21 protein-coding genes and 3 pseudogenes are annotated in these 25086 nt (G+C 35.6%); 16 read left to right on the top strand and 8 right to left on the bottom strand.

Annotated elements, in window-relative coordinates; all coding sequences use genetic code 11:
* Positions 1 to 158: 158 nt before the first annotated feature.
* The 6 genes from EG2_RS15520 to EG2_RS15495 form a co-directional block, all read right to left on the bottom strand.
* Positions 159 to 1259, bottom strand: a complete 1101-nt coding sequence (locus tag EG2_RS15520; RefSeq protein WP_003128958.1) for an iron-containing alcohol dehydrogenase family protein — start codon at positions 1257 to 1259, stop codon at positions 159 to 161.
* Entirely contained in the window at positions 1195 to 2196 is a 1002-nt protein-coding gene (locus tag EG2_RS15515) for a bile acid:sodium symporter family protein (RefSeq protein ID WP_060815328.1), read from the bottom strand. Before EG2_RS15515 ends, EG2_RS15520 begins: the two co-directional genes overlap by 65 nt.
* A 444-nt stretch (positions 2197 to 2640) precedes the next feature.
* Positions 2641 to 3132, bottom strand: coding sequence for a MepB family protein (locus EG2_RS15510; protein WP_071870197.1), 492 nt, complete (start codon positions 3130 to 3132; stop codon positions 2641 to 2643).
* A gap of 1 nt (position 3133) precedes the next feature.
* Positions 3134 to 3646 carry a ClbS/DfsB family four-helix bundle protein gene (locus EG2_RS15505; protein ID WP_003128966.1) on the bottom strand — a complete coding sequence of 171 codons (513 nt, stop codon included), beginning with the start codon at positions 3644 to 3646 and terminating at the stop codon, positions 3134 to 3136.
* A gap of 11 nt (positions 3647 to 3657) precedes the next feature.
* Positions 3658 to 4113 (bottom strand): VOC family protein, encoded by a 456-nt coding sequence (locus tag EG2_RS15500; RefSeq protein WP_060815327.1) that lies wholly within the window; start codon positions 4111 to 4113, stop codon positions 3658 to 3660.
* 166 nt (positions 4114 to 4279) lie between these two features.
* A complete protein-coding gene (locus EG2_RS15495; RefSeq protein WP_060815326.1) occupies positions 4280 to 4960 on the bottom strand; it encodes an IS6 family transposase in 681 nt (226 codons plus the stop codon).
* A gap of 347 nt (positions 4961 to 5307) precedes the next feature.
* Here EG2_RS15495 and EG2_RS15490 point away from each other — a divergent pair, with 347 nt between their 5' ends.
* The 14 genes and pseudogenes from EG2_RS15490 to EG2_RS15415 form a co-directional block, all read left to right on the top strand.
* Positions 5308 to 6333, top strand: a complete 1026-nt coding sequence (locus tag EG2_RS15490) for a LacI family DNA-binding transcriptional regulator (protein WP_002338088.1) — start codon at positions 5308 to 5310, stop codon at positions 6331 to 6333.
* A gap of 136 nt (positions 6334 to 6469) precedes the next feature.
* Positions 6470 to 7735, top strand: coding sequence for an extracellular solute-binding protein (locus EG2_RS15485; protein WP_016853349.1), 1266 nt, complete (start codon positions 6470 to 6472; stop codon positions 7733 to 7735).
* Between the two features lie 136 nt (positions 7736 to 7871).
* Positions 7872 to 8714: pseudogene (locus EG2_RS15480) on the top strand (carbohydrate ABC transporter permease).
* A gap of 15 nt (positions 8715 to 8729) precedes the next feature.
* Positions 8730 to 9554, top strand: a complete 825-nt coding sequence (locus EG2_RS15475; RefSeq protein WP_060815325.1) for a carbohydrate ABC transporter permease — start codon at positions 8730 to 8732, stop codon at positions 9552 to 9554.
* A gap of 31 nt (positions 9555 to 9585) precedes the next feature.
* On the top strand, positions 9586 to 10896 hold the full coding sequence (melA, locus tag EG2_RS15470) for an alpha-glucosidase/alpha-galactosidase (RefSeq protein ID WP_002329911.1): 1311 nt from the start codon (positions 9586 to 9588) through the stop codon (positions 10894 to 10896).
* 148 nt (positions 10897 to 11044) lie between these two features.
* The gene (locus EG2_RS15465) at positions 11045 to 12304 is read left to right on the top strand and encodes an extracellular solute-binding protein (protein ID WP_029486207.1); all 1260 of its coding nucleotides are present in this window, start codon (positions 11045 to 11047) and stop codon (positions 12302 to 12304) included.
* A 9-nt stretch (positions 12305 to 12313) separates the two neighbouring features.
* A complete protein-coding gene (locus EG2_RS15460) occupies positions 12314 to 13186 on the top strand; it encodes a carbohydrate ABC transporter permease (protein ID WP_002290370.1) in 873 nt (290 codons plus the stop codon).
* Between the two features lie 11 nt (positions 13187 to 13197).
* Positions 13198 to 14028, top strand: a complete 831-nt coding sequence (locus EG2_RS15455) for a carbohydrate ABC transporter permease (RefSeq protein ID WP_002343071.1) — start codon at positions 13198 to 13200, stop codon at positions 14026 to 14028.
* Positions 14029 to 14067: 39 nt separating this feature from the next.
* Positions 14068 to 16251: an alpha-galactosidase gene (locus tag EG2_RS15450; RefSeq protein ID WP_002343072.1), complete on the top strand. Its 2184-nt coding sequence runs from the start codon at positions 14068 to 14070 to the stop codon at positions 16249 to 16251.
* Between the two features lie 60 nt (positions 16252 to 16311).
* Positions 16312 to 17532 carry an alpha-amylase family glycosyl hydrolase gene (locus EG2_RS15445; protein WP_002342361.1) on the top strand — a complete coding sequence of 407 codons (1221 nt, stop codon included), beginning with the start codon at positions 16312 to 16314 and terminating at the stop codon, positions 17530 to 17532.
* Entirely contained in the window at positions 17529 to 18989 is a 1461-nt protein-coding gene (gtfA, locus tag EG2_RS15440; RefSeq protein WP_060815324.1) for a sucrose phosphorylase, read from the top strand. Before EG2_RS15445 ends, gtfA begins: the two co-directional genes overlap by 4 nt.
* A gap of 76 nt (positions 18990 to 19065) precedes the next feature.
* Positions 19066 to 20172 (top strand): annotated as a pseudogene (locus tag EG2_RS18590) (IS4 family transposase).
* A 321-nt stretch (positions 20173 to 20493) separates the two neighbouring features.
* On the top strand, positions 20494 to 20703 hold the full coding sequence (locus EG2_RS15425; RefSeq protein ID WP_002290357.1) for a DUF3173 domain-containing protein: 210 nt from the start codon (positions 20494 to 20496) through the stop codon (positions 20701 to 20703).
* A 295-nt stretch (positions 20704 to 20998) separates the two neighbouring features.
* Positions 20999 to 21769, top strand: a pseudogene (locus EG2_RS15415) (site-specific integrase); the annotation flags it as partial.
* A 178-nt stretch (positions 21770 to 21947) separates the two neighbouring features.
* Here the strand turns inward: EG2_RS15415 and xerS are convergent.
* The gene (gene xerS, locus EG2_RS15410) at positions 21948 to 23033 is read right to left on the bottom strand and encodes a tyrosine recombinase XerS (RefSeq protein ID WP_060815321.1); all 1086 of its coding nucleotides are present in this window, start codon (positions 23031 to 23033) and stop codon (positions 21948 to 21950) included.
* A gap of 333 nt (positions 23034 to 23366) precedes the next feature.
* On the opposite strand from xerS, the gene EG2_RS15405 reads away from it, so the two are divergent.
* Both EG2_RS15405 and EG2_RS15400 read left to right on the top strand, forming a co-directional pair.
* Complete coding sequence (locus EG2_RS15405; RefSeq protein WP_002297441.1) at positions 23367 to 23600, top strand: AbrB/MazE/SpoVT family DNA-binding domain-containing protein; 234 nt, start codon at positions 23367 to 23369, stop codon at positions 23598 to 23600.
* Positions 23597 to 24004: a type II toxin-antitoxin system death-on-curing family toxin gene (locus EG2_RS15400; protein ID WP_002329899.1), complete on the top strand. Its 408-nt coding sequence runs from the start codon at positions 23597 to 23599 to the stop codon at positions 24002 to 24004. Before EG2_RS15405 ends, EG2_RS15400 begins: the two co-directional genes overlap by 4 nt.
* A 450-nt stretch (positions 24005 to 24454) precedes the next feature.
* Here the strand turns inward: EG2_RS15400 and EG2_RS15395 are convergent, their stop codons facing one another.
* Positions 24455 to 24964 carry a hypothetical protein gene (locus EG2_RS15395; protein ID WP_002295345.1) on the bottom strand — a complete coding sequence of 170 codons (510 nt, stop codon included), beginning with the start codon at positions 24962 to 24964 and terminating at the stop codon, positions 24455 to 24457.
* Positions 24965 to 25086: the final 122 nt, after the last annotated feature.

Below are 25086 nucleotides of genomic sequence, written 5' to 3'. Positions count from 1 at the left end.
AACGATTGTTCAGCCGATAAGACCACGATTAGTTGAAATTGAACGAATTCCTTAGCTAATTGATAAGCCGTAATAGAAAAAGAGCAGCTCGAGTTAACTCGAGCTGCTCTTTTTTGCTTACTTTGTTGGTAGAAAGATTCTTGGTTTATTCGTGGTATTTATCCAATAGTAGTGTACTGCTGCTTTTCTTGTTTGGCATGATAGGCTTCTACAGCAAGAATGGCTTGCTGGAACATCTCGCGAGTGATGGGATAGGGTACATGAACAATGTCGTTGGTGGTCATGGCTTTATCTAAGATGGCTTCCAAGTCCGATTGGGCATTGAGGTGCATGTCAGCCAAACAGACGGGCAGCTTGTTTTCTTTCATAAAAGCATAGACTCGTTGAAAGAGTTCGGTTTGCTGATCCATCATCAACAATGCTAGAACGCCGTAGCTGACAGAAGCCCCATGCAGATAATTCTCCATTTTTTCCAGAACAGTCGTACCATAATAGAACGAATGGGCCATGGCAGAATTGTAGTCATTGATGACTAAGACAGATACTAACCCGGTGGTCACGATGATATCTGAGACGACTTGTTGGATGGCATCCGAGGGGCGATTGGCGGCACTGTCTTTCAACGCTTGCGTGCCGTAGGTCAATAAGCGCTCCGTGCACATTTTGCTGATCTGAATGCCTAATGCATCGGTATGATCCAATTGATCCCCTCTGGAAGAAAAAGTGGCTTCGATTTCTTTCGATAAGGCGTCACCGATGCCGGCCCACAGGTAACTATCCGGCGCTGCGGCGATAATGGCTGTATCAATAAAGGCATGGACCGGCGGTTTTGAAGGAAAGAACAAGCCATGCATTTCGCCTGCTTCGGTGTAGATCACACATACGGCTGTAACGGGAGAACAATTTGAGCCAATCGTCGGAAATGTGAAGACGGGCTTGGCTAATTTCTCACCCACGACTTTGACGGTATCACACACACGCCCGCCACCGACGGCAAATAAGATCTCCGCTGCTTGGACACTTTCTTCCTGCAGTAAGCGTGAAACATTTTCATAGGTAGAATTTCCACCATACCATAGGCTGTCAATGACGAATACGTCTTGTGTCAAGGCAGACTTGATTTTGTGCTCTGCTTTCGCTAGTGCTGTTTTTCCACCAATCAGAACAGCTTTTGTCCCATAACTTTTAACGATATCATTTACTTTTTCGTAAGCGTCTGTTCCGATCGTATAATTTGGCAAAAAGATACTTTGACTCATATTGTTTTCCTTCTTTCTTTGCGACGATATTCGCTAATATTGGTCCTGTGATTTGATGAATGATCATGCCAACAGCAGCTGGAGTAACGGCAGCAGCGATCGTGGCGAAATGAGCATTCGCTAAGGAGATGGCTAATCCGGTATTTTTCATTCCTAATTGGAACATGATCGACTTGGCCTGTTGGGCACTGACACCTAGTAAGCGGCTGATACAATAGCCTGCACCGTAACCGATAAGATTATGCAACAAGACAAGGAAGATGACGATTATTCCAGACTGAACGATCACTGACCCGTTTTTCGCCACAGTTCCTGCAACGATCAAAAGGATGCTGACGGAAGAGACTAAAACAAAAGCTTGCATCCACGCATCAATATAGTTGGCAATAAGCGTATGGACGATGATCCCTAAAAGAATCGGCAGTAGTACCATCTGCAAAACCGACAAAAGCATGGCGAAAAATGAAATTTCTGTATACTGTCCAGCTAAAAGATAGACAAGCAAAGGGGTCACCACTGTTGCCATTAGTGTGGAGACAGTGGTCAAAGAGACCGTCAATGCGACATCTCCCTTGCCGATGAAGGTCATCACGTTGCTGGCGGTTCCTCCTGAAACAGAACCCAGCAAGACAAAACCGATAATCAGTCCGGAGGATAACCCGAAAAGCTGTGCCAATCCATAGGCAACAAGCGGGCTGATGGTAAATTGGATCAATAAACCTAAAAGAAACGCTTTTGGCTGAATCACCACCATTTTAAAAGCAGTGACATTTAACGTCATTCCCATACAAAACATGATGATGCTTAGTAACGTTGTTGTGCGCGTAGGTATCCACAAAAATGGTTGGGGAAACAGGTAGGAGATCAGCATCAAAAGGACCATGAGATAAATCAGGTATTTATTCACAAATTTGGCAATCGAATTTATTGTATTCATTAAGACTTTCCTTCCATCTTGACGTAAAGGGACTAGCAATCCTATCACCGTTTCCAACACCTGAGATGCTGCGGATCAGAGGAATCAATAGAAAATCAACACAGCTACAGCAAAAGTTTTCAACAAGCAAAGCTTTAAAAAGGGTATAAAAAAACATTCCACCCAAGAAGATTCTCTGTTCTTCTGGTGCAATGTGAATAGGGACTCTTTGAATAAAATACTCAAACAGTCCCGACTATAATAATAAAATAATTGCCTCTCTTCTACTAACAGTCATTCAATCACTTCCTTTGTCTAAATTTTCAGAATATTTAAATTGTTTTATCTAGTGTACAAAATAGTTTGGAATCTGTCAAAGGGAAAATGAGATTTTTGCTAATAAAGGAAATTAGAGACGGGATGAGAGAAAAAAGCTCAGAAGCGCAGACATCTTCTAAGCCTTTTTCATTGAAAGTAAAACTTTTCTAGGGTTTCAGTCTGCTTGAGAGGTTCAGATAAATCGAGGAAATAAGGCGTTTGCCAGTTTTGTGTTCGGGATGCGGTAGGATTTAAGTCCTGCACCCATGGTGGATACACGCGAAAAGCCATTTTCCCTGCGGTTGTTTCTGTTTTGATGATGCCGTTGGCGACAAGAACAGAAGACGGGAAGACAAATTGACCTTTTTGCTTGCCATCAAGGACAGTAATCATTAGTTTGTCTGGATAGCCGCTTAATGAATAAGCTTGATTCTTTTCATGAGGGTGCTCCCACAATGCAGTGAAATAGCCTTTTTTCTTTGGTGTTTTCTTCGCCAGACGGCTACGAAAAGTCGTGTTTCCAACAACGAAAGTCATGCCTTCATATACGCTGTTTTGTCTCTCCGTTTGAATCTTAGTGGGGCCAGCTATATGGTGCATCTTCAATAATGCAGTCATCAATTTCTCTGATTGCCGCATTTTAGGCCATCACCAATCGTTTCCATTTTCTGATTTTTGTTCGGAAATTAGTGAATGGCGCCACTGAATTAATGTGGATCCATTTATACAGGGGCCATTGTGCTTTGGTTGTAGCCCACTTTCTCTGTCCGGGCTCAAACAGTTCGGTATCTGATAGTGTGCTGATCCATTGGCATAGTTCCTCCACCAGTTGGGTCAACTGCTGTTGTTGTTCTTTTAGGGAAAGCTGCCCATAGCGCTGATAAAATTGATCATAAAGTGCACCTAACTGATTCCACTTATAGCCTGCTGCTGGTGTTTGCACAGCAACGCCGTTTTTTTCTTGGGCTTCCCAGTCTAATAGAAGATGGAGCCACCCTAGTTGATAAGACAAATTTTCAGAGGGACTTTTATCTACCTCATCATGGTGCTGGTGTCTCCATTCTTCTGGAATCTCTTCAAATTCGGTGATGTATTTTTGAAACGTGTCTTGAATGGTTTGGATCAATTCTGCTTTTGTTTGATACTGACGCATTGATTTTCCTCCTACTCATCAGAAAGTGTTTTTTCTTTGGTGATTTGAATGACCAGACCAAACGGATCTTGCAAGATGGCGTAGAAGTCCGCAAATTCATTTTGAATAGGAGACTGATAGATCTTGCTCAATTGGTGTTGGCTCAATTTCTCGTAAATGGTTTGTGCTTTTTCGATCGTATCCGTAATGACACTCAATGACAAGGTATTTCCTTGCTGGCAAGGAATCCTAGGATCAATGGGTTGATCTGTCAACTGCATTTGCGTCTGGCCTATTTGCAGTACTGCGTGGGAAAGCCAATGCTCGGTGCCAGTTTCAATCACAGTATCGGGAGCCAATTGGGTTTTAAATTCTTGGAACGTCATTTTAAATAATAGTTTTCCATCAAAAATATCCTGATAGAAAGCCAGTGCTTCTGTTCCTTTTCCTTCTAAGGTCAAAAAAAGTGCTACATCGATGGATGCCATAATCAATTCTCCTTTTTTCTATGATAAACTAACTGTAACAGTTAATGGTTTCATTTCATGACACCTTTGGAGGAGAATATGAAAAAAACAGAAAGAATCCAACAAGAAATGTGGTTCTGTTGCAAAGTTTTAAATAAAGAATAAAATCCCTTACGGTATCTATGATTTAAGCTGGGATTCCCAATAATACCTTGATTTCAGTACAGACCGAAAACCCGAAGAGAGTGCCTTCTTTTCGGGTTTTCTTATATAATCCTCGGATGGCTTCCATGCCTTTAATCGTGGTAGAGGCAGTGCGTAAACTTCGATAGAATTTATTGCGTCTCTTTACTGGACGAAGGTCTTGTTCAATCAAATTATTCAGGTATTTAATGGTACGATGTTCTGTCCCTTGATAAAAGCCGTATTCTTTTAGTTTCTTAAAGGCACTTGTAATAGAGGGGGCTTTATCTGTGACTACAACCTTCGGTTCATCAAACTGCTTCACTAACCGCTTAAGAAAAGCATAGGCTGCTTGTGTGTCCCGTTTTTTACGTAACCAAATATCCAAGGTTAAACCATCTGCATCGATGGCTCGATACAAATAATGCCATTTTCCTTTAATTTTGATGTACGTTTCATCCATTTTCCATGAATAGAAGGATTTTTTATTTTTCTTTTTCCAAAGATAATAGAGGACTTTGCTGTACTCTTGCACCCAACGATAAATCGTTGTATGAGAAACGTTAATGCCACGATCATATAAGATTTCTTGAACTTCACGATAGCTAAGGTTATAACGAAGATAGTAGCCCACGGCTACAATAATCACATCCTGCTGAAATTGCTTTCCTTTAAAATGATTCATCGTCATTCCTCCTGCTATCTTTTTCTATTATTCTACCTTATTTGATAGTAGATTTAAAACTTTGCAACAGAACCCTCGAGACTCTGTTCACAAAATCAAATAAAAAAGCTCTGTGAAATAAGTATAGTTAACAATAAAATATCCGAACGATAGAGAGAATGAACTGTGATCTAGCAGTTCCTCGTCGCAAATTCACTAGAATTAGCATTATTTACTCTAAATTGTTCGGATATTTTTTCTTGTTTTTAATTATGATTACAGTGCCTATTTTTAACGAAATTTGCTTATTTTCAAAATGTATGATTATATTTTAGTAAACACTTTCAAATATGAAAAGAGGAGCTATTATGGTAGGAATTAGGGATGTTGCAAAACGGGCGGGTGTGTCCATTGCAACAGTATCGCGCGTGCTAAATGAGGATCCGACACTTTCAGTAACCGATGAAACCAAACGAAAGATTGCAGAATCGGTTAATTTTTATCATTATGTCAAAAAAAGTCCCGTTGCAAAAAATTTAACAAATATTGCATTAATAACGACAGTTTCTGAAGTAGATGAGTTGGAAGATCCCTATTTTCGAACGATTCGCAGAGGGATTCAAGTCGAAGCAGAACAAAGCAAAGTCAATTTGAAGAAAATTATTCGTTTGTCAGAAACACCGTTGGAGCAAGACGATTTGCTAAAATGTCAAGGTGTGTTGATTATTGGGCAGGTGCTATCTTCTGTGATTGAAGAAGTATCAGCAATTAATTCGAATGTCGTAGTGATTGATGACCCTAGTATTGAAGCTGAAGTAGATGCAGTTTATACTGATTTAACAAAAGCAACGAATCAGCATTTAGATCGATTGTATAAAAAAGGACACCGAAACATTGCGTTTATCGGAGGAGGACGTGTTCGTTTAGATAGCCAAGGAAATAAACACGTGTCAGATGATGATTATCGAAAAATAGCCTATGAGACGTGGATGAAACAAAAAGGATTAGAAAAATATAGTCAAATTTATTTAGAAGGCTGGACCACACTTGACGGAATGCAGGCAGCAGATTTACTTTTGAAAAAACATGCTAAAGATAAGTTGCCGACTGCTATCATGGTAGGAAATGATCCTATTGCTGTGGGGGTTTATCGTTCACTTCAAAAAAATGGTCTACATATTCCAGAAGATATTTCGATTGTGAGTTTTGATAATATTGAAGTTGCTGAATTTTTAACACCTGCATTAAATACGGTGAATGTGAATACAGAAGAAATTGGAAAACTAGCAGTTCGCATGGTTAATGAACGAATAAAAGAAGTTAGAAATGTTTCGATCAAAGTGATTGTTTCTAATAATATTATTGTTAGAGAAAGTGAAAAAAATATCGATTAAAAAGTAAACATCCAAAAAAGGGTGTTTACTTTTTTGTTTACTAATATTTTTAGTAAAAAATCTCGACAAAACATTAAGTAAACAGTTATGGTGTTGTTAACAAAAAGAAAACGCATTCAAAACAGGAGGAATTAAGATGAAACATTTCAAAAAAATAGCTTTAACAGGGATAGCTGTTTTAACTGGGACATTACTCGCAGCATGTGGTGGGGGAGATAGTAATTCTAAAGACGGGCAAGTAACTTTAAGCTATGCGAGTTGGGATACTGACCAAGCTCCAGGACTAAGAAAAATGTTAGATGAATTTGAAAAACAAAATCCTGATATCAAAGTAGAAATGGAGACAACGCCTTGGGATCAATATTGGGTTAAATTAGAAGCTGCAACAACGGGAGGTAATATGCCAGATGTAGTAACCATGCACTCTAGCGAATCCTATAAATATATGTCACAGAATGCTTTGATGGGACTTGATGATGTTATCAAAGAAAATGATATTGACATGGGAAACTTTACTGAAGGAATTGCTGATTTCTATACGCTTGAAGACGAACTATACGCAATCCCTAAAGATGCTTCTGTAGTGGGGCTATGGTACAACAAAGAATTATTTGATAATGCAGGTGTCGATTATCCAGATGAAACATGGACATGGGAAACACTCAGACAAGCTGCAATTGATTTAACAGATGAATCAAAAGGCATCTATGGTTTTGCATCACATATTGGAACAGAGACTGGCTACTGGCCATTTATTTATCAAAATGGGGGAGAAGTATTTGCCGATGACAATACAAAATCAGGTTTGAATACCCCAGAAGCACAAGAAGCTTTAGCTTTTTATCGAGATATTGCACTTGTTGATCATGCTTCACCAACAATTACAGAATTACAAGATCCTGATAAGTTAAGTCGTTTTCAATCAGGTAGATTAGCAATGATGATTGAAGGAAACTGGTTTGCACCGGGATTTTTGAAAAATGACTATCTAGTTGAAAATGTTGCTTCTGCCGTGTTACCTAAGGGAAAAGTTAATGCAACAATTACAAATGGACTTGGTTGGGCTGCCAGTGCGAATACAAAATACCCAGAAGAAGTGAAAAAACTAATGGCATTTTTAGCTAGTGAGGACGCCAATAAAATCCAAGCGGAAACGGGGGCATCAATCCCAGCACTAAAAGGCTTTGAAGACGAGTGGGCTGCTTCTTCAGATACAATTGATTTGAGTGCTTTTGGAAAAATGTTGGAGTATGGAGTCCCTCGTCCATACAATAAAGATGGATTACGAGCTGAACAAGCAGAAGTTCAAATTATTAACCGTATTCTGTCTGGTGAAGTAACTGTTGAAGATGGAACCGCTCAAATTGAAAAAGAAGTCAATGCGATATTGAGCGGAAATTAAATTAGTTAATTATACAATATACAGGCGAAAGGATTCTATTTCGTCTGTATATTAATGGATGAATACCAAAAAGGGGGATATTATGAAAAATCGAATTTTTGGAAAATATCGTAAAGATCAAGTGATATGAGGCTATATTTTTATTTTTCCAACGGCATTAGGATTAATTTTATTAAATATATGGCCAGCAATTCAAACAGCAATTTTAAGTTTTCAAAAAACGGTAGGGTTCGGTGATACTGAATGGGTCGGATTAAGAAATTACCAAAAAATGTTTGCAGACGGTGAAGTTTTTCAGTCTTTATTAAACACATTAATTTATGCAGTGGTTTCGATACCTAGTATTGTTGTATTATCCTTGTTGGTGGCAGTTTTAATGAATAGAAAAGTTAAAGGATTGTCGATTTATCGGACAATTTATTTTCTACCAGTCGTTGCTGCACCATCCGCAGTCGCAATGATTTGGCGCTGGATGTTCAATAATGATTATGGACTGATTAATAACATGTTGGCTAAAATAGGTCTCGATGGACCAGCATGGTTAACGGATCCATCGATTGCGATTTATTCTATTATCATTGTAGGAGTTTGGAGTGCTATTGGTTATAACATGGTGTTATTACTAGCCGGCTTATAAGAAATTCCTAAAGATTATTATGAAGCAGCGGAAATTGATGGTGCTAGTCCAATCCAGCAGTTTTTCAACATTACGTTACCATTAGTTACACCAACATTATTTTTTGTAGTTGTAACAACAGTTATCAATGCTTTCCAAGTATTTGATGTTATTTTTATGATGATTACTCCTAATAGTACCGCCATGTTTAAATCACAATCATTAGCCTATTTATTCTATAAACATTCATTTATTTTAAATGACAAGGGATATGGTTCGGCAATCGTTATGTTCCTTTTAGTGATTATATTAATTATTACTGCAATTCAAATGAAGTTGCAGAAAAAGTGGGTAAACTATTAAGGAGGCTATCAAATTATGAAAAATAAATTTTTTTCAAATGCGCCAATCCATATCATGCTTATTTTAGGTGGTATTGCAATGGCATTACCTTTTATTTGGATGATTTTAACTTCAGGGAAAACGTTGGTTGAATCTACCCAAATTCCACCTACAATTTTCCCTGAGAAATTTCAGCTAAGTAACTATCAACAAGTACTTGATTTATTACCATTCATGGCTTTTTATATCAATACATTTTTAATGGTTGTTGGACGAGTGATTGGCTCGGTTTTATTTTCAGCAATGGCTGCATATGCTTGTGCGCGTCTAAGTTTTCCAGGGGAAAATATCTTTTTCAGCTTAGTACTTATTCAAATGATGATTCCCGGTTCCATTTTTATTACTCCACAGTATTTATTAGCACAAAAATTGGGTATTTTAAATACAATTCCAGCATTAATATTACCAGGGGTAGTTAGTGCGTTTGGTACGTTTTTATTAAGACAATTTTTCTTAGGTTTACCTGATGAATTGGAGGAAGCGGCCTATTTAGAAGGTGCCAATATTTGGACGATCTTTTTCAAAATTATGTTGCCGCTTGCTAAATCAGGATTGGTTGCACTTGGAATATTCACAGCGTTGTTTGCATTTAAAGATTTAATGTGGCCATTGATTGTCAATACTTCAATTGATAAGATGCCTTTAGCTCCGGGATTAGCAAACTTACAAGGACAATATGCCACGAACTTCCCACAATTAATGGCAGGTTCGTTATTAGCAATTTGGCCAATAGTTGTGATATTCATCGTTTTCCAAAGAAAATTCATTGAAGGAATTGCTACAACAGGTGGTAAATTATAAAACTATTAATTAGTGATTGGAGAGTAAGTACATGACAAAAATTACATTTATTGGTGCAGGAAGTACTATTTTTGCAAAAAACGTATTAGGCGATGCGATGTTAACTCCAAGTCTACAAGATGCACATATTGCATTGTACGATATTGATGAAAAACGACTAAAAGAATCAAATTTAATGCTTAAAAATATTAATAAAAATTCGAATGAAAATCGTGCTGATATTGTTTCTTATTATGATCGCAAAGAAGCGTTAAGAGAGGCTGATTTTGTTATCAATGCTATTCAAGTGGGTGGTTATAAACCTTCAACAGTGATTGATTTTGATATTCCTAAAAAATATGGGTTGCGACAAACTATTGGTGACACCATGGGGATTGGTGGGATTTTTAGAACCCTACGGACACTACCAGTAATGTTAGACTTTGCTAAAGAAATGGAAGAAGTTTGTCCAAATGCTTGGTTATTGAACTATACAAATCCGATGGCGATGTTAACCATGGGTGTTTTAAAAGCGACGAGTATTAAGACTGTTGGTTTATGTCATAGCGTTCAAGTATGCGTACCAGAATTGTTTGAGCATTTAGGAATAGCCGATCAATATGACTTAAATGACTTTCAATGGAAAATTGCAGGCATTAATCATATGGCATTCTTGTTGGAAATTACAAAAAATGGGGAAGATTTCTATCCAACAATTCGTCAGTTAGCTGCAGAAAAACCAAATCCACATCCAGATTCTGTACGTTTTGAATTGTTGAAACGTTTTGGTTACTATATTACAGAATCAAGTGAACACAATGCAGAATACCATCCATACTTTATTAAATCAAAATACCCAGAATTGATTGACGAATTAGGGATTCCGTTGGATGAATACTTACGTCGTTGTGAACAACAAATTAATGATTGGGAAAGCATGCGAGAGGACATTGTAAATAATGGGGAGTTAACACATACGAGAAGCCGTGAATATGCTTCATATATCATGGATTCTATTACGACAGGAACTCCGTCAGTGATTGCAGGAAATGTCTTAAATAAAGGCTTAATCACAAACTTACCGACAGATGTTTGTGTGGAAGTACCTTGTTTAGTCGATAAAAATGGCGTGCAACCAACCTATGTCGGTGAATTGCCAACACAATTAGCTGCTTTAAATCGGACGAATATCAATGTTCAAGAACTGACAGTAGAAGCCGCTTTAACACTAGATAAATCAAAAATTTATCAAGCAGCGTATTTAGATCCACATCTATCATCTGAATTGTCTTTAACAGATATCAAAAATTTAGTGGATGATTTAATCGAAGCACATGGGGACTATTTACCTGAATATAATTAAAAAGAAGCTGAAAGAGTAAGGAATTTTCAATTCCTTACTCTTTTCTTAGTTAAATTTAGTAAAAATATTGACAAAACACTTAGTAAACAGTTACATTAGTGTTAACAAAAAAGAAAACGCATTCAAATTGTATAAGGAGGAGCATAAAATGAAGTGGTCTAAAAAAATCATTTTAACTTGTATAGCACTAGGAGCAACGATCTCTTTGACTGCTTGTGGAAAAAATCAGGAAGATGCAAGCGGTAAGGTAGAAATAGAGTTTTTTAATCAAAAAAAAGAAATGACTCAAACGATTCAGGAGATTGCTAAAGATTTTGAAGCAAAAAACCCTGATATTCATGTAAAAGTTGTGGATGTACCGAATGCTGGTGAAGTAATTAAAACACGTATGCTTGCAGGCGATGTACCAGATGTCATTAATCTTTATCCTCAAAGTATAGAATTGAAAGAATGGGCGAAAGCTGGTTATTTAGAGGACTTAACCGAAGAACCGTATTTAGAGAATATCAAAAATGGATATGCACAACGTTTTGCTATTGAGGATCGTGTATATAGCATACCATTAACCGCTAATGTCTATGGTTTTTACTATAACAAAACTGCTTTTGAGGAAATGGGAATTCAAGCACCAGAAACTTGGGCAGAATTTGAAAAAATAGTAGCTGAGATTAAAGATCAAAACAAAGTACCGTTTGCGATTGCAGGAGCAGAAGGCTGGACTTTAAATGGTTATCACCAACTAGCTTTAGCGACTGCTGCTGGTGGTGAAGAGGAAGCGAACAATGTTTGGCGTTTCTCAGAAGTTAATGGAATTAATGCTGAAAGCAAAGAAATGCAAAAAGATTTTAATCGATTAGATTTGTTAAGAGAACCAAAAGCTTTGCAAAACAACTGGCAAGGTGCCGGTTATAACGATACAGTAGTTACTTTTACAAAAGGTGATGCGTTGATTATGCCGAATGGTTCATGGGCAATGCCGATGATTCATTCACAAAATCCAGATTTTGAAGTAGGAACTTTTCCTTTTCCAGCAGATGAAGCAGGTCAAAGTCTAACGATTGGCGCAGGAGACCTAGCCTTATCAGTTTCTGCAACTTCTCAACATAAAGAAGAAGCCAAACGTTTTGTAGAATATATGACAACACCTGAAGCGATGCAGAAATATTATGATGTAGATGGTGCACCGTGTGCTGTTGAGGGCGTTATCGAGAATACTCAGGATTCACCATTAAGTGGTTTAACTGAACTTGCTTTTACTGATCGTCATTTAGTTTGGTTAGCCAAAGATTGGAATAGTGAAAATGATTTTTATACCTTAACAACAAATTATTTACACAATGGCAATCAAAAAGCCATGATTAACGCATTAAATGCTTTCTTTAATCCAATGAAAGCTGACGGAAGGTAGGATAATAAAATGAAAATAAAAGAAATTTTAAATCGTTACTGGGCAATCATTTTTGTAGCAATTCCAATTATTTTGCAGATGATTTTTTTCTACTTTCCAATGGTTCAAGGTGCTTTTTACAGTTTAACTAATTGGACTGGTCTGACTTATAATTTTGATTTTGTGGGTTTGAACAATTATAAGATTCTTTTTTCTGATCCGAAGTTTATCAAATCGATTGGCTTCACTTTAATTGTGACGCTTTGCATGATTGCTGGACAAATTGGTTTTGGTATTTTGATTGCGCGGGCGTTGAACGCAAATATTAAAGGGAAAACATTCTTTAGAGCATGGTTCTTTTTTCCAGCGGTCTTATCGGGCGTGGTTGTTTCTTTAGTATTTAAACAAATTTTTAACTATGGTTTACCAAAAATTGGTAGTATGTTAGGCATTGAATTTTTACAAACCAGTCTTTTAGGAACAACATGGGGAGCGATTTTTGCAGTAATTTTTGTTTTACTTTGGCAAGGAATTGCCATGCCAGTCATCATTTTCTTAGCGGGTTTTCAAAGTATTCCACAAGAAATTATTGAAGCTGCTAGAATGGATGGGGCGAATGATAAGCAAATTTTTTGGAATATTGAAATCACCTACTTATTACCAAGTATTTCAATGGTATTTATTATGGCATTAAAAGGTGGCTTAACAGCATTTGATCAAATTTTTGCTTTAACTGGTGGTGGACCAAGCGATGCCACAACATCTTTGGGGTTACTTGTTTATAATTATGCTTTTAAAAACAATCAGTTTGGTTATGCGAATGCTATTGCTTTAGTCTTATTTATCTTAATTGGGATTGTTTCACTGGCACAATTAAAATTATCGAAAAAATTTGAAATCTAGGAGGTTTCCCAATGAAAACATCAAAAGAAAAAAATATTTCTAAATACTTGCTTTTATTATTAGGGGGCTTCATGATTTTAGTTCCCTTAGTTTCAACGCTATTCGGTTCATTTAAAACAACACCCGATATTATGAATAATTTCTTTCGTTTTCCTAATCCAGCGACTTTGGAAAATTTCCGAAGATTGTTAGCGGATGGAATTGGTCATTACTTTTGGAATTCGGCAATCATCACAATCATTGCAGTAGTTGCTGTGACAGCAATTATTCCTATGGCTGCTTATTCACTAGCAAGAAAAATGACTCGTGGGAAAGCATACGGATTGATGTATTTATTTTTAATTTTAGGAATTTTTGTTCCTTTCCAAGTAATTATGATTCCGATTACCGTTATGATGAGTAAAATTGGTTTAGCAAATATGTGGGGATTAATCTTACTCTATCTCACTTATGCCGTACCACAGACACTATTTTTATATGTTGGTTTTATTAAACTAAATGTGCCTATCAGTCTGGATGAGGCTGCTGAAATTGATGGGGCTAGTCACTTTACAACTTATTTCAAAATTGTTTTCCCAATGTTAAAACCAATGCATGCGACGACTATTATTCTTAATGCTCTATGGTTTTGGAATGATTTCATGCTACCATTATTAATTTTAAATCGTGAGTCTAATATGTGGACACTACCATTGTTTCAATATAATTATACGGGACAATATTTTAACGACTATGGTCCAAGTTTTGCTTCCTATACAGTAGGAATTGTCACGATTACACTAGTTTATCTTGCTTTCCAAAGAAGTATTATAGCTGGAATGAGCAATGGAGCAGTGAAATAACCAATAAATTATTCTCATTATAAAGGAGTTCATAAACTTATGATTATATTTGACAATCACACACAAACATTTCATTTACAAAATAAAAAAATTAGCTATCTATTAGGAATCGAAGAAAATAATTATTTAACGCATCTTTATTTTGGAAAAAAGATTACGCACTATTCTGGTGGGTATCGCTACCCCCGAACAGATCGTTCCTTCTCACCCAACAATGCAAATGCACAAGATCGTTTATTATCTTTAGATACATTACCATTAGAATTTCCAGGATATGGACATGGTGATTTTAGAGAACCGGCGCATAATATTAAATTAGGAAACGGTAGTCGTGTAAATGATTTTCGTTATGATAGCTACGAAATTCAAAAAGGAAAGCCCAGCTTAGCGGGATTGCCAGCCTTATATACGGAAGATGATGATGAAGCTGAAACGCTGATTATTCAATTGAAAGACGCGATTAGTGGATTGACTTTACAGTTGTTCTACACAATTTATCAAAATCACAGTGTAATTATTCGTTCTACGCAATTAGTAAATAATAGTGATGAAACAGTGGAGATTAACCGCTTAGCTAGTCAATCAATTGATTTTTCAAATCGTCCACTCGAGTTAATTCATTTAAATGGTACCTGGGCAAGAGAACGTCAAATGACTAGAGAAAAAATTCATACAGGGATAAAAGTATTAGATAGTAAACGCGGATCAAGCAGCCATCAACAAAATCCGTTTGTTGCTTTAGTAGATGCCAAAACAGATGAATTTCAAGGAGAGGCATATGGATTTAATTTAGTTTATAGCGGTAATCACGAAACGGTGATTCAAAAAGATCCATTTGACCAAACACGGGTCATTATGGGAATTAACTCATTTAATTTTGGTTGGCAACTAAAAACTGGCGACTCATTTCAAACGCCAGAAGTCGTGATGGTTTATAGTAATGAAGGTCTGAATACGTTATCACAGACGTATCATGAATTGTATAATCACCGTTTAATTCGTGGAAACTATCGTTTACAAGAACGTCCCACGTTAATCAACAACTGGGAAGCAACGTATTTTGATTTTAACGAAGAAAAAATCATGAATATTGTCGATGATGCGAAGAACTTGGGCATTGAAATGTTTGTTTTAGATGATGGTTGGTTTGGCGGTCGTGAAAATGACTTCACTTCATTAGGTGATTGGGTTGAAACAGAAGGCAAACTTGCTTGTGGTTTGGAAAATTTAGCCAAGCAAGTGCATGATAACGGGATGAAATTTGGGATTTGGTTTGAACCGGAAATGATTTCTGAAGATAGTGAACTATTTCGAGCACATCCAGATTGGGCATTGGGTATTCCAGGTCGTGACCGCTCAATTAGTCGAAATCAATATGTTCTTGATTTTTCAAGACAAGATGTTCGTGATAATATCTATCAACAAATGACGGCGATTTTTGATCGTGTACCGATTGATTATGTGAAGTGGGATATGAATCGAAATATGACAGAAGTCTATTCTGTCTTGTTGGACTCAACGATGCAAGGTGAAGTGGCTCATCGTTATATGTTAGGGTTATATGAATTTTTAGAAAAGTTAACAACGAATTATCCAACTATTTTATTTGAAAGTTGTTCGGGTGGAGGCGGTCGTTTTGATGCAGGTTTCTTGTATTACATGCCACAAACTTGGACGAGCGACAATACCGATGCCGTGGCTCGTCTGAAAATTCAATATGGAACCAGCTTAGTGTATCCAATTTCAAGTATGGGTGCGCATGTTTCAGCAGTCCCAAATCATCAAACAGGAAGAGAAACGAGTTTAACTATTCGTGGCAATGCTGCGATGGCTGGTGTTTTTGGTTATGAGCTAGATCTAACGCAATTAACTTCTGAAGAAAAAGCAGAAATTAAAGAACAAGTTGCCTTTTATAAAAAGCATCGCCAACTTTTGCAATATGGAACTTTTTATCGCTTGGAAAGTCCGTTTGAAGGCAATGATACTGCATGGATGTTTGTCTCAAAAGACCAAACAGAAGCCATGGTCTTTTATTTCCGAGTATTAGCAGAAGCTGCGCATCCATTAGTCACATTGAAATTAGCAGGATTAGCAGAAGAAGCAACTTATCAAATGGAAGATGTAACATTTGCTGGCGATGAATTGATGAATCTCGGTTTTTATATTGACTCAGAACTACATGGTGATTATGCGACACAACGCTTTTATTTGAAACAGATATAGTAGCTTGAATTTACAATATAAGTGCAACACCAAAAGAGACTCATTCCAAACGAAGAAAATATGTTTTATTTACACGCATTTACTAAAAAGCAGCCTGATTTGAATTGGGAAAATGAAGAAGTACGTGAAGAAATCTATGCAATGATTAACTATTGGTTAGATAAAGGACTAGGCGGATTTAGAATCGATGCGATATTAAACATCAAAAAAAAACTAGAGTATGGCATCTTTGAATCTGATGGAGAAGATGGGTTAGCCTTCATTGGGCCCTGGATTCTTAATCAGTCGGGCATTGAAGTGTGGTTAAAAGAAATGAGAGAGCGGACATTTAAACCACATAATAGTATGACGGTAGCAGAAGCCGATGTTCCTAATGAACGTTTAGATGAATATATTGGTGAAGATGGCTATTATTCGATGGTTTTTGATTTTAGTTATACGGATATTGATGTACCTGAAACTGGTGAATGGTTTAAAGATAGCCAATGGACATGGACGGATATGCGTACCAATATTTTTACGAATCAATTAGTTACGCAAGATAAAGGTTGGGGCGCCTTATATTTAGAAAACCACGATCAACCACGTTCAATTAATAAATATATTCCAGAAGAATGGATCAATGATTATAGTAAAAAAATGTTGGCGACGCTTTTTATGTTACTAAGAGGTACCCCTTTTATTTATCAAGGACAAGAACTAGGAATGACCAACATAGAAATGGCATCATTAGAAGATTTTGATGATGTAGCTACGCATTCTCAGTATAAACGGGCATTAGAATATGGATTGGCACCAGAGCAAGCATTGAAAGCTGTCAATAAACGAAGTCGGGATAATTCTCGCACACCTATGCAATGGAATACGCAAAAAAATGCCAGATTCTCAACTTCTGATAATGTATGGTTAAAAGTAAATCCTAATTATCCAGAACTCAATGCAGAAGCTCAGTTAACCAATCAACAGTCGGTATTCAATTATTATCATCAATTAATTAAATTAAGAAAAAATAGTGTATACAAAGACGTGCTAATCTACGGACAATTTCTACCAGTGAAAGATAAAAATGAACATATTTTGCTTTATGAACGCCAATTAGAAGATAAAATCGTATTAGTTATCTTAAACGTTACAGCAACAGAACAAGAATATTATGTAGATGAACAGTACCAACAAGTATTAATCAATAATTATGAAGATGTTTTATTAGATCAAAGTCGAAAATTGCGTTTACGACCGTTTGAAAGTATTGTATTAGCTAATTATGGAGGACAATTATGAAAATTAAAAACGAAGCAATGCTCATCACCTATGCAGATAGTTTAGGAAAAAACATGGGCGAATTAAAACAAGTCTTAGACAAACATTTACAAGGTGTTATTGGTGGTGTACATCTGTTGCCTTTTTTTCCATCGACAGGTGATCGAGGCTTTGCGCCGAGTGATTATACGACAGTTGATCCAGCTCTTGGAACATGGGAAGATGTGGAAGCATTAGGTGAAGATTATTATTTGATGTTTGATTTTATGATTAATCACATTTCTCGTGAATCAAAATTTTTCCAAGATTTCAAAAAAAACCATGAGCAGTCACCATACAAAGAAATGTTTATCCGTATTCATGAATTTTTCCCAGAAAATCGACCAACACAAGAAGATATTAATTTAATCTACAAGCGTAAAGACAAAGCGCCGTTTCAAACGGTAGAATTTGCGGATGGTACGACAGAAGAGGTTTGGAATACCTTTGGGGAAGAACAAATTGATTTAGATGTGACCAAAGAAGTTGTGAAAGAATTTATTCGAGAAACCATCAAAGATATGGCGAACCATGGCTGTTCTTTAATTCGATTAGATGCGTTTGCTTATGCGATTAAAAAATTAGATACCAATGATTTCTTCGTGGAACCAGATATTTGGGAACTTTTAGACGAAGTGCGTCAAGAAGCAGCGAAATATGACGTCGAATTATTACCAGAAATCCATGAGCATTATTCCATTCAAATGAAAATTGCCAATCATGATTATTATATCTATGACTTCGCCTTGCCAATGGTCACTCTGTATTCACTTTATAGTGGAAAATCAGAACGTTTAGCCAATTGGTTGAAAATGAGTCCGATGAAGCAGTTTACAACATTGGATACGCATGATGGAATTGGTGTTGTGGACGCTCGTGATTTATTAACAGATGAAGAATTGGATTACACCTCTGAGGAATTGTATAAAGTCGGGGCGAATGTGAAGAAGGTCTATTCAAGTGCCAATTACAATAATTTAGATATTTATCAAATTAACAGCACCTATTATAGTGCATTAGGCGATAATGACCGTAGCTATCTGTTAGCACGTGCGATTCAAGTATTTGCGCCAGGGATTCCACAAATTTATTACGTTGGGTTATTAGCAGGAAAAAATGATATTGAACTGTTGGAAGCAACGAAAGAAGGGCGTAATATTAATCGTCATTACTATGATTTAGCCGAAATTGAAGAAGAAGTGCAACGGCCAGTGATTCAACAATTATTTGCACTTTTAAAATTTAGAAATGAATCTGCGGCGTTTGATTTGGATGGAACGATTGAAGTAGCAACGCCATCAGAATCAGAAATAGTGATTACACGTAAAAATAAAAACGGTAGTGATAGTGCAACATTAACGGCTAACTTGGATACGAAAGAATTTATCATTGAGTCTAAAGATATAAAAATTTTCACTAGTGTTGCATTAAAATTTTAACCTATTCCATAGAACAAAAAATCCTTTATACTAGCACTTGGATGACTTATCCAAGACCAATAAAAAGGACTCATACATGGATAAGTATAAAACAAATACAACATTTAATAAATGGTTTTCTGCCATAAAATTAGGAAAACTTTCTGTCAACTCCCAAAAATGTATTTTTGATTACAATTCGTATCGTAAAAAACTGTCTTTTGAAGCTGTGCTCAAGCTCTTTCTCTACGCAGTTAATGAAGAAAAAGAAAGTTTGCGTGATTTGAGTACAGCTCTTATCGACCGATCGCTCCAACTAGAAACCGATGTGTCATCGATTAGTCATACCCAATTGTCTCGAGCATTTAATGCACTTGAACCTAAAGTGTTAGAAGAAATTTTTCAACAACTGTTAGAAAAAGTTCAACATCAAATCAAACCAACCAAGCGAAATCATCTGTATCTGATTGATTCCAGTACGTTTTCGCTTAGTTTAAAACGTCATAAGTGGGCGACTTTCCGTCAAACAAAATCAGGTGTCAAGTTACACTTAAACTATTGTTATATGGACGATACCACGATGTATCCAACTGATTTTACCTTAACAAATGCCCATGAACATGATCTCAATCAACTACCAGTATTGGTGAATCAACCAGAGGCAACTTACGTGTTTGATCGTGGGTATTAGGACTTTGAAAAGATGGATCAGATGCATTGGGATGGCTATTTCTTCGTCACTCGGATTAAAAAAAACACCAAAGTTCACGTGATAGATACTCTGGAAACATCGCCAGAAACAGAAATTCTACGAGACGAGCTGGTTCGTTTAGGATCTAAAACCTATCTAACCGCCAATTTCCGACTAGTCACTGTTCAAGATAAGAACGGACGTGTGTTTCAATTTATCACCAATCGAATGGACGTCTCTTCAAAAGAAATCTCTGATATGTATCACGCTCGTTGGCAAATCGAATTGTTTTTCAAGCACATCAAACAACACATGACCATTAAAACCTTCTTTTCTCAAAGTGAAAAAGGCGTGCAGAATCAATTGATTTTAACGATGATTTCCGCTCTCCTCACGTTTCTCATCAAATTGGAGACGAAAACGGAAAAATCAGTGTTCCAAATCAAACGATTCTTTCGTTATTTACTGTTTCAGCCTTTTGAATGTTGGGTAGAAAAATTAATTCCCACATGAGAAAAAAGAAATTTAGCTCGTTACTTTTGGTTTTCAGTTGAATAACAGATAAAAAATTTTCTGGAAAAAGTCATCCTCTGCGTCAGCACAGCTTTTTTTGACTTATTTTCAGAGGAAATAGTTTTCAGAATATTCTAAAATGTTTTATGCAACACTAGTGATATTTTTTAGAATTAGATTTCTAATGTGCATTTTTTGAGTATTAAGGAGCAAGTATACAAAGATTTATAAAGCTGATTAAATTTGAATAAAAATATGCAGGAACGCTACTATTTTTAGTAGTGTTCTTTTTTATATTTGAATAAAAAATGTGGTGGTTAAATGGTGGTTATAACAAAAAATGAATTAATGAAATTAGGTTATGGGAAGTATCAGTCTGAGAGAATCATACGACAGGCAAAAGCAATTATGGTTTCAAAAAGCTATACCTATTACGAAAATAGAAGATTAGGACTAGTACCTGTTGAATCTGTAGAAGAAGTTTTAGGTATGAAGATAGAGGTAGAGGAGGATTTTCAGAATCATGGTTAATTTTAAAAAAGATAAAAATGGGAAATATCATTTTACTGCTAGTTTGGGATTCGACAAACGAACAGGGAAAAGAGTACAAAAAAACGTAGAGGGGTTAAAACAGTTAAAGAAGAAAAAAAGCGTATACCGAACTTGTTTCTAATTATGGAAAAGAAGCAGAAACTTCTCAAAGTACTATGTTGTTTGAGGAGTTTTTTTATAAATTATTCCTACCTTATTATCAAGGGAAAGTAGAAGAAAGAACATATAAAAATCGGTTATCTACAATCAAAAAAACTTTTCTTATTTCTTTAAAATGGAGTTAAGAGAAATACGTCCAATTGACATTCAAAAGTGGCAAAATAATTTATTGAGCAAATATAAAAATTCTTATGTAAGAAACATGTATGGGATTTTTCAGATGTCATTAGATCGAGCAGTTGTTTTGGGACTACTTGAAAAAAATCCTGCAAAAGTTATTGGAAATGTGAAGAAAAGGAAAACTACAGTTGATTTTTGGACAAAAGAAGAATTTACAAAAGTTATTTCAACTTTTTATATTGATGATTTGTACCAACATTTTGGTTTTATTTGTATGTGGTTACTTTTTATGACCGTTATGCGTTTGGGAGAAGCCATTGCATTAACTTGGAAAGATATTGATTTTGAAAATAAAAACTTGCGTGTGAATAAAACACTCTATTATAAGAGAGCCAAAACCTATGAGTTTGTAGAACCCGAAACGGCTTCTAGTATTCGTACAATCGAACTAGACGACAATACAATTACCTTTTTAAAAGCTTGGAAGGAGCGTCAAGTTTCAATAGGAGGCATGTCGTTTGTACTTTCTTATAATGGAACACCTACTCAGAAATATACAATCCGTCATATTATGAGAAGACATGCAACGATCGTTGGTGTTCATATAATCCGCATACACGGATTAAGGCATAGTCATGCTTCTTTGCTTATATCACAATAAAAAGATGCACTTCGAATTAAAGAAAGGTTAAAACATGCTGATGTACAAACGACTTTAGGAACTTATGGTCATTTGTATCTAAATTCATTGAGAGAGATAACAAATGATCCCACAGATTATATCCAAACTAATTTTTCTAAAATCAAACCGACACCTATTTACGATAATAAAAAATAAATGATAAACAAAAGTAGGATCACACCAAAAGAAACACACTAGAAAAACTATAATACAGGCTTTTCTAGCGTGTTGTTTCTTATTTCCGCCTATTTATACATTATACTCATAAAGCATTTAATGCATCGATCGTAGCCGCATTGTCTATATGGGTATATAAAGTTGTTGTATTGGTACTTGAATGTCCAAATTGTTGGGCAGTTAATACCAATGAATTTGTCTGTTGGTAGAGTCTAGTAGCTAATGTATGACGCAGTTTGTGAGGGCTGACTTGAATTCTAAAGCCTTTTGAATATTTTGCTACCATCCGTTCGATTGCAATACCGGATATACGCTTGGCTTCTCCTTGGTAAATTGCTAGAAATAAAGCTTTTTCGTTTTCTGTTACTTTATATCGTTCTTTCCGAATAGCTAGATAATTAGCTAAATATTCCATTGCGAATGCTGCTATATTGACAGCATCTCTTTTATTTCCTTTTCTAGTTACTACCACATTATTCTTATCTAAAGATAGGTCATCTAAATTAATATTTATAACCTCGGAGAGTCTCAATCCAGATCCTAAAATCAGTGCATTGATCGCCAGGTCTCTTTCTACATCTCGTTGATAATAGATCAAAGCTCGTTTACTCAAAGTATTTTTATATTCATTGGCAATATAATCTAGATAATTTTGTGTATCCTTATCTAGAAATAATTTTTTCTCAATGGCATTGGCACGTGCAGCTAACGTAGTTTTATCTGTGATGGTTGCTACTTGATCCATAGGATTATTGTCTAAGTATGGTTTTCCTAGAGGATTATTGGAACTTTTCGAAAGATATTTAAATAGAACCTTTAATGCCGTGATATTTCTATTGATAGTAGAAGTAGATAGACCTAAGTTATTATTATCTTTGAGCTTAGTTTTTGTTGTCTCTTTTTTTACATTTTCTTTTGTGCGACGTTTCAAATGAGATTTGTACAAGTTTAGGTCATAGGCAGTTAACTGTCTTATCGAGGTGATAGAAGTATCAGGAACTATAGACTCACTCAGAAGCCATTCATAAAAGAGCTTATAATTTTTTAGATATTCTAAAGTGGTTCGAGGTGATTGATCTTTATCCTCACGATCTTGAACAAAATCTTTTATATAATCGGGCATATGAAGTATGATTGTATCTATTTTTTGATATATTTCTGTATTTTTCATGTCATTCATCCTTTCAATAAGTAGGGGAGAAGAGTATCTCTATAATTGGACTATACCAATTATAGAATGTTTTGTCAATTGGTATGCTCTAAAATTTATTAATTTGTTTCAAAAAAAGCATATAAATAGGTATACGTTTAATAATTTAAAATAAATGGTATACATAAATAGGGAAGGAAATAGAAGGGAGCAATCTAAATTTTTTGAATTTTCTTAATTAATTATATAGAAAGAACAATCTTTCTATAGAGTTAGACATGAGAGGGACTATGCTTGATTTAAAATCAACAAGCGTATATACTGTATATACAAAGAAAAAGGAGGGAGAAGACTATGGCAATTAAAGAAAGAAAATTTAGGGAAGTGGGGAACTCAGTAGTATTAACTATTTCAAAGGAGTTTCTTAAAGAAAATGGGTTAAATCCCGGAGATACGGTTTTTTTAGATGAAGAAAAACTTCGAGCGGCAATTACAAAAAAACAAGCCTTATCTGATGAAATTGATGTAGCAATATCTCAAGCATTAACTGAATATGATACTACTTTTAGAGAGCTTGTCGATAAATGAGTATTCATTACCTAGAAGCCAAAGATATTATAAAAATGAATGTAATCCAAATAAAAAAATACTCTCCTAATGAACCCCTTGGTGTAAAGGATGCGAATGCTTTAGAAATGTGTGTAGGGCAACTTCGAGCCTCAGCTTTTGGTGAAGAGGTTTATCCTTCGATTTATGAAAAAGCAGCTATCCTACTTATACAATTGATAAAGAAACATCCTTTTCACAATGCAAATAAACGTACTGCTTTCTTAGCTACTTTTGTCTTTTTGAAAATCAATGGACAGCTTTTAGCTATTGATCAAAAAGATGCTGTAAATTTAGCGGTATATATTGCTACGTATGATAAGGATTTCGATCAACTAAAATATGAAGTGATCAACACTATAAAGACACATACGCAGCCCATTTAAGGAGTTACTGTGTGTGTCTTTATAGTGTTATTAGCTGCTATAGCGAAATAATTGAAGTAAATTACAAATAGCTATAATTCAAATCCAAGTATATAGAAAACGTAAATTTTCTATATACTTGGATATGCTGGAATGTTTAAGAGAATAATTACATTTCTAGAAAATACAATAAAAATTACAGGATAATTAGCCATATCCTACCTCCTCTAGCAGTTGCTCAAAAGTTAGCACTAAGTAACTTCTTTTTTGTTGCTGGTAACAATTTATCAATACTAAAATAGCTTTTAAGTATCTAATAAATACTAATTTTAAAGCTCTTAATTATTATGAAACACGATATAACAATATTGCTATATCGTGCTATTGTAATATTATACATTTGAAGACAGCGTATTCTTGTTCTAATATCAGGAATTTTTTATAAATATCAGTCATATTAAGACTCAAAATTTATTGGTATGTTCCTCTGTATAGAGTTTGACCGTCTACCATTATATAGCAATTATTATCATTGTTGTCTTGCACCAATATACCGTTAAGGGTAGCACTAGGAGTAGTAACAATCACTGGAAACTCATGAGAAAGCTCGGTCATTTTTCCTGTTCTGCTAGAATCGTGTTCTATTGTCAAGCCATTTACTATAAACGTGAATACTTTACTTCCTATTGTTATAGTAGCTTTTTGAGAAACAGTTTCTGTAGCTGGAGCTGTGCTTCTTTCCGAATTTGTTAGGGTTTCACTGGATTCATTGCTATAAACAATTGTAGAGGATTCTACGGCTTCTTGAGTGTCCACGTTGGTGCTGCTAGCTTCATCTAGCTTCCTTTTGTATTGTTCGTTACTGATTGCTAAGCTTTCCCGTTGGTCATCAAGCTTATTCATTTCTGTAATGGTATAAAATAATCCTCCTGCTAGTGCTATATTAACAACTAAACTAACCGCAAATAATACCTTTTTCATTCTTCCTTCTCTTCTTTCTCTTTTTGTAATTCCTTACTTTTGGCTCAAAAAGTCACTTATTAAGTTTATACCAACCGAAGCTAAATATTTGTATATAACTATACATGTTATATACTTTAGCT

This window comes from Enterococcus gallinarum NBRC 100675, from assembly GCF_001544275.1.
Lineage (GTDB): Bacteria > Bacillota > Bacilli > Lactobacillales > Enterococcaceae > Enterococcus_D > Enterococcus_D gallinarum.
Note: the sequence above shows the minus strand (reverse complement) of the source record. Positions and strands in the feature narration are given on the sequence as shown.

What these genes read in the sequence shown, in the direction of transcription:
- EG2_RS15520 (WP_003128958.1), bottom strand. Translation starts at nt 1,259, where the DNA reads ATGAGTCAAAGTATCTTTTTGCCAAATTATACGATCGGAACAGACGCT.
- EG2_RS15515 (WP_060815328.1), bottom strand. Translation starts at nt 2,196, where the DNA reads ATGAATACAATAAATTCGATTGCCAAATTTGTGAATAAATACCTGATT.
- EG2_RS15510 (WP_071870197.1), bottom strand. Translation starts at nt 3,132, where the DNA reads ATGCGGCAATCAGAGAAATTGATGACTGCATTATTGAAGATGCACCAT.
- EG2_RS15505 (WP_003128966.1), bottom strand. Translation starts at nt 3,646, where the DNA reads ATGCGTCAGTATCAAACAAAAGCAGAATTGATCCAAACCATTCAAGAC.
- EG2_RS15500 (WP_060815327.1), bottom strand. Translation starts at nt 4,113, where the DNA reads ATGGCATCCATCGATGTAGCACTTTTTTTGACCTTAGAAGGAAAAGGA.
- EG2_RS15495 (WP_060815326.1), bottom strand. Translation starts at nt 4,960, where the DNA reads ATGAATCATTTTAAAGGAAAGCAATTTCAGCAGGATGTGATTATTGTA.
- EG2_RS15490 (WP_002338088.1), top strand. Translation starts at nt 5,308, where the DNA reads ATGGTAGGAATTAGGGATGTTGCAAAACGGGCGGGTGTGTCCATTGCA.
- EG2_RS15485 (WP_016853349.1), top strand. Translation starts at nt 6,470, where the DNA reads ATGAAACATTTCAAAAAAATAGCTTTAACAGGGATAGCTGTTTTAACT.
- EG2_RS15475 (WP_060815325.1), top strand. Translation starts at nt 8,730, where the DNA reads ATGAAAAATAAATTTTTTTCAAATGCGCCAATCCATATCATGCTTATT.
- melA (WP_002329911.1), top strand. Translation starts at nt 9,586, where the DNA reads ATGACAAAAATTACATTTATTGGTGCAGGAAGTACTATTTTTGCAAAA.
- EG2_RS15465 (WP_029486207.1), top strand. Translation starts at nt 11,045, where the DNA reads ATGAAGTGGTCTAAAAAAATCATTTTAACTTGTATAGCACTAGGAGCA.
- EG2_RS15460 (WP_002290370.1), top strand. Translation starts at nt 12,314, where the DNA reads ATGAAAATAAAAGAAATTTTAAATCGTTACTGGGCAATCATTTTTGTA.
- EG2_RS15455 (WP_002343071.1), top strand. Translation starts at nt 13,198, where the DNA reads ATGAAAACATCAAAAGAAAAAAATATTTCTAAATACTTGCTTTTATTA.
- EG2_RS15450 (WP_002343072.1), top strand. Translation starts at nt 14,068, where the DNA reads ATGATTATATTTGACAATCACACACAAACATTTCATTTACAAAATAAA.
- EG2_RS15445 (WP_002342361.1), top strand. Translation starts at nt 16,312, where the DNA reads ATGTTTTATTTACACGCATTTACTAAAAAGCAGCCTGATTTGAATTGG.
- gtfA (WP_060815324.1), top strand. Translation starts at nt 17,529, where the DNA reads ATGAAAATTAAAAACGAAGCAATGCTCATCACCTATGCAGATAGTTTA.
- EG2_RS15425 (WP_002290357.1), top strand. Translation starts at nt 20,494, where the DNA reads ATGGTGGTTATAACAAAAAATGAATTAATGAAATTAGGTTATGGGAAG.
- xerS (WP_060815321.1), bottom strand. Translation starts at nt 23,033, where the DNA reads ATGAAAAATACAGAAATATATCAAAAAATAGATACAATCATACTTCAT.
- EG2_RS15405 (WP_002297441.1), top strand. Translation starts at nt 23,367, where the DNA reads ATGGCAATTAAAGAAAGAAAATTTAGGGAAGTGGGGAACTCAGTAGTA.
- EG2_RS15400 (WP_002329899.1), top strand. Translation starts at nt 23,597, where the DNA reads ATGAGTATTCATTACCTAGAAGCCAAAGATATTATAAAAATGAATGTA.
- EG2_RS15395 (WP_002295345.1), bottom strand. Translation starts at nt 24,964, where the DNA reads ATGAAAAAGGTATTATTTGCGGTTAGTTTAGTTGTTAATATAGCACTA.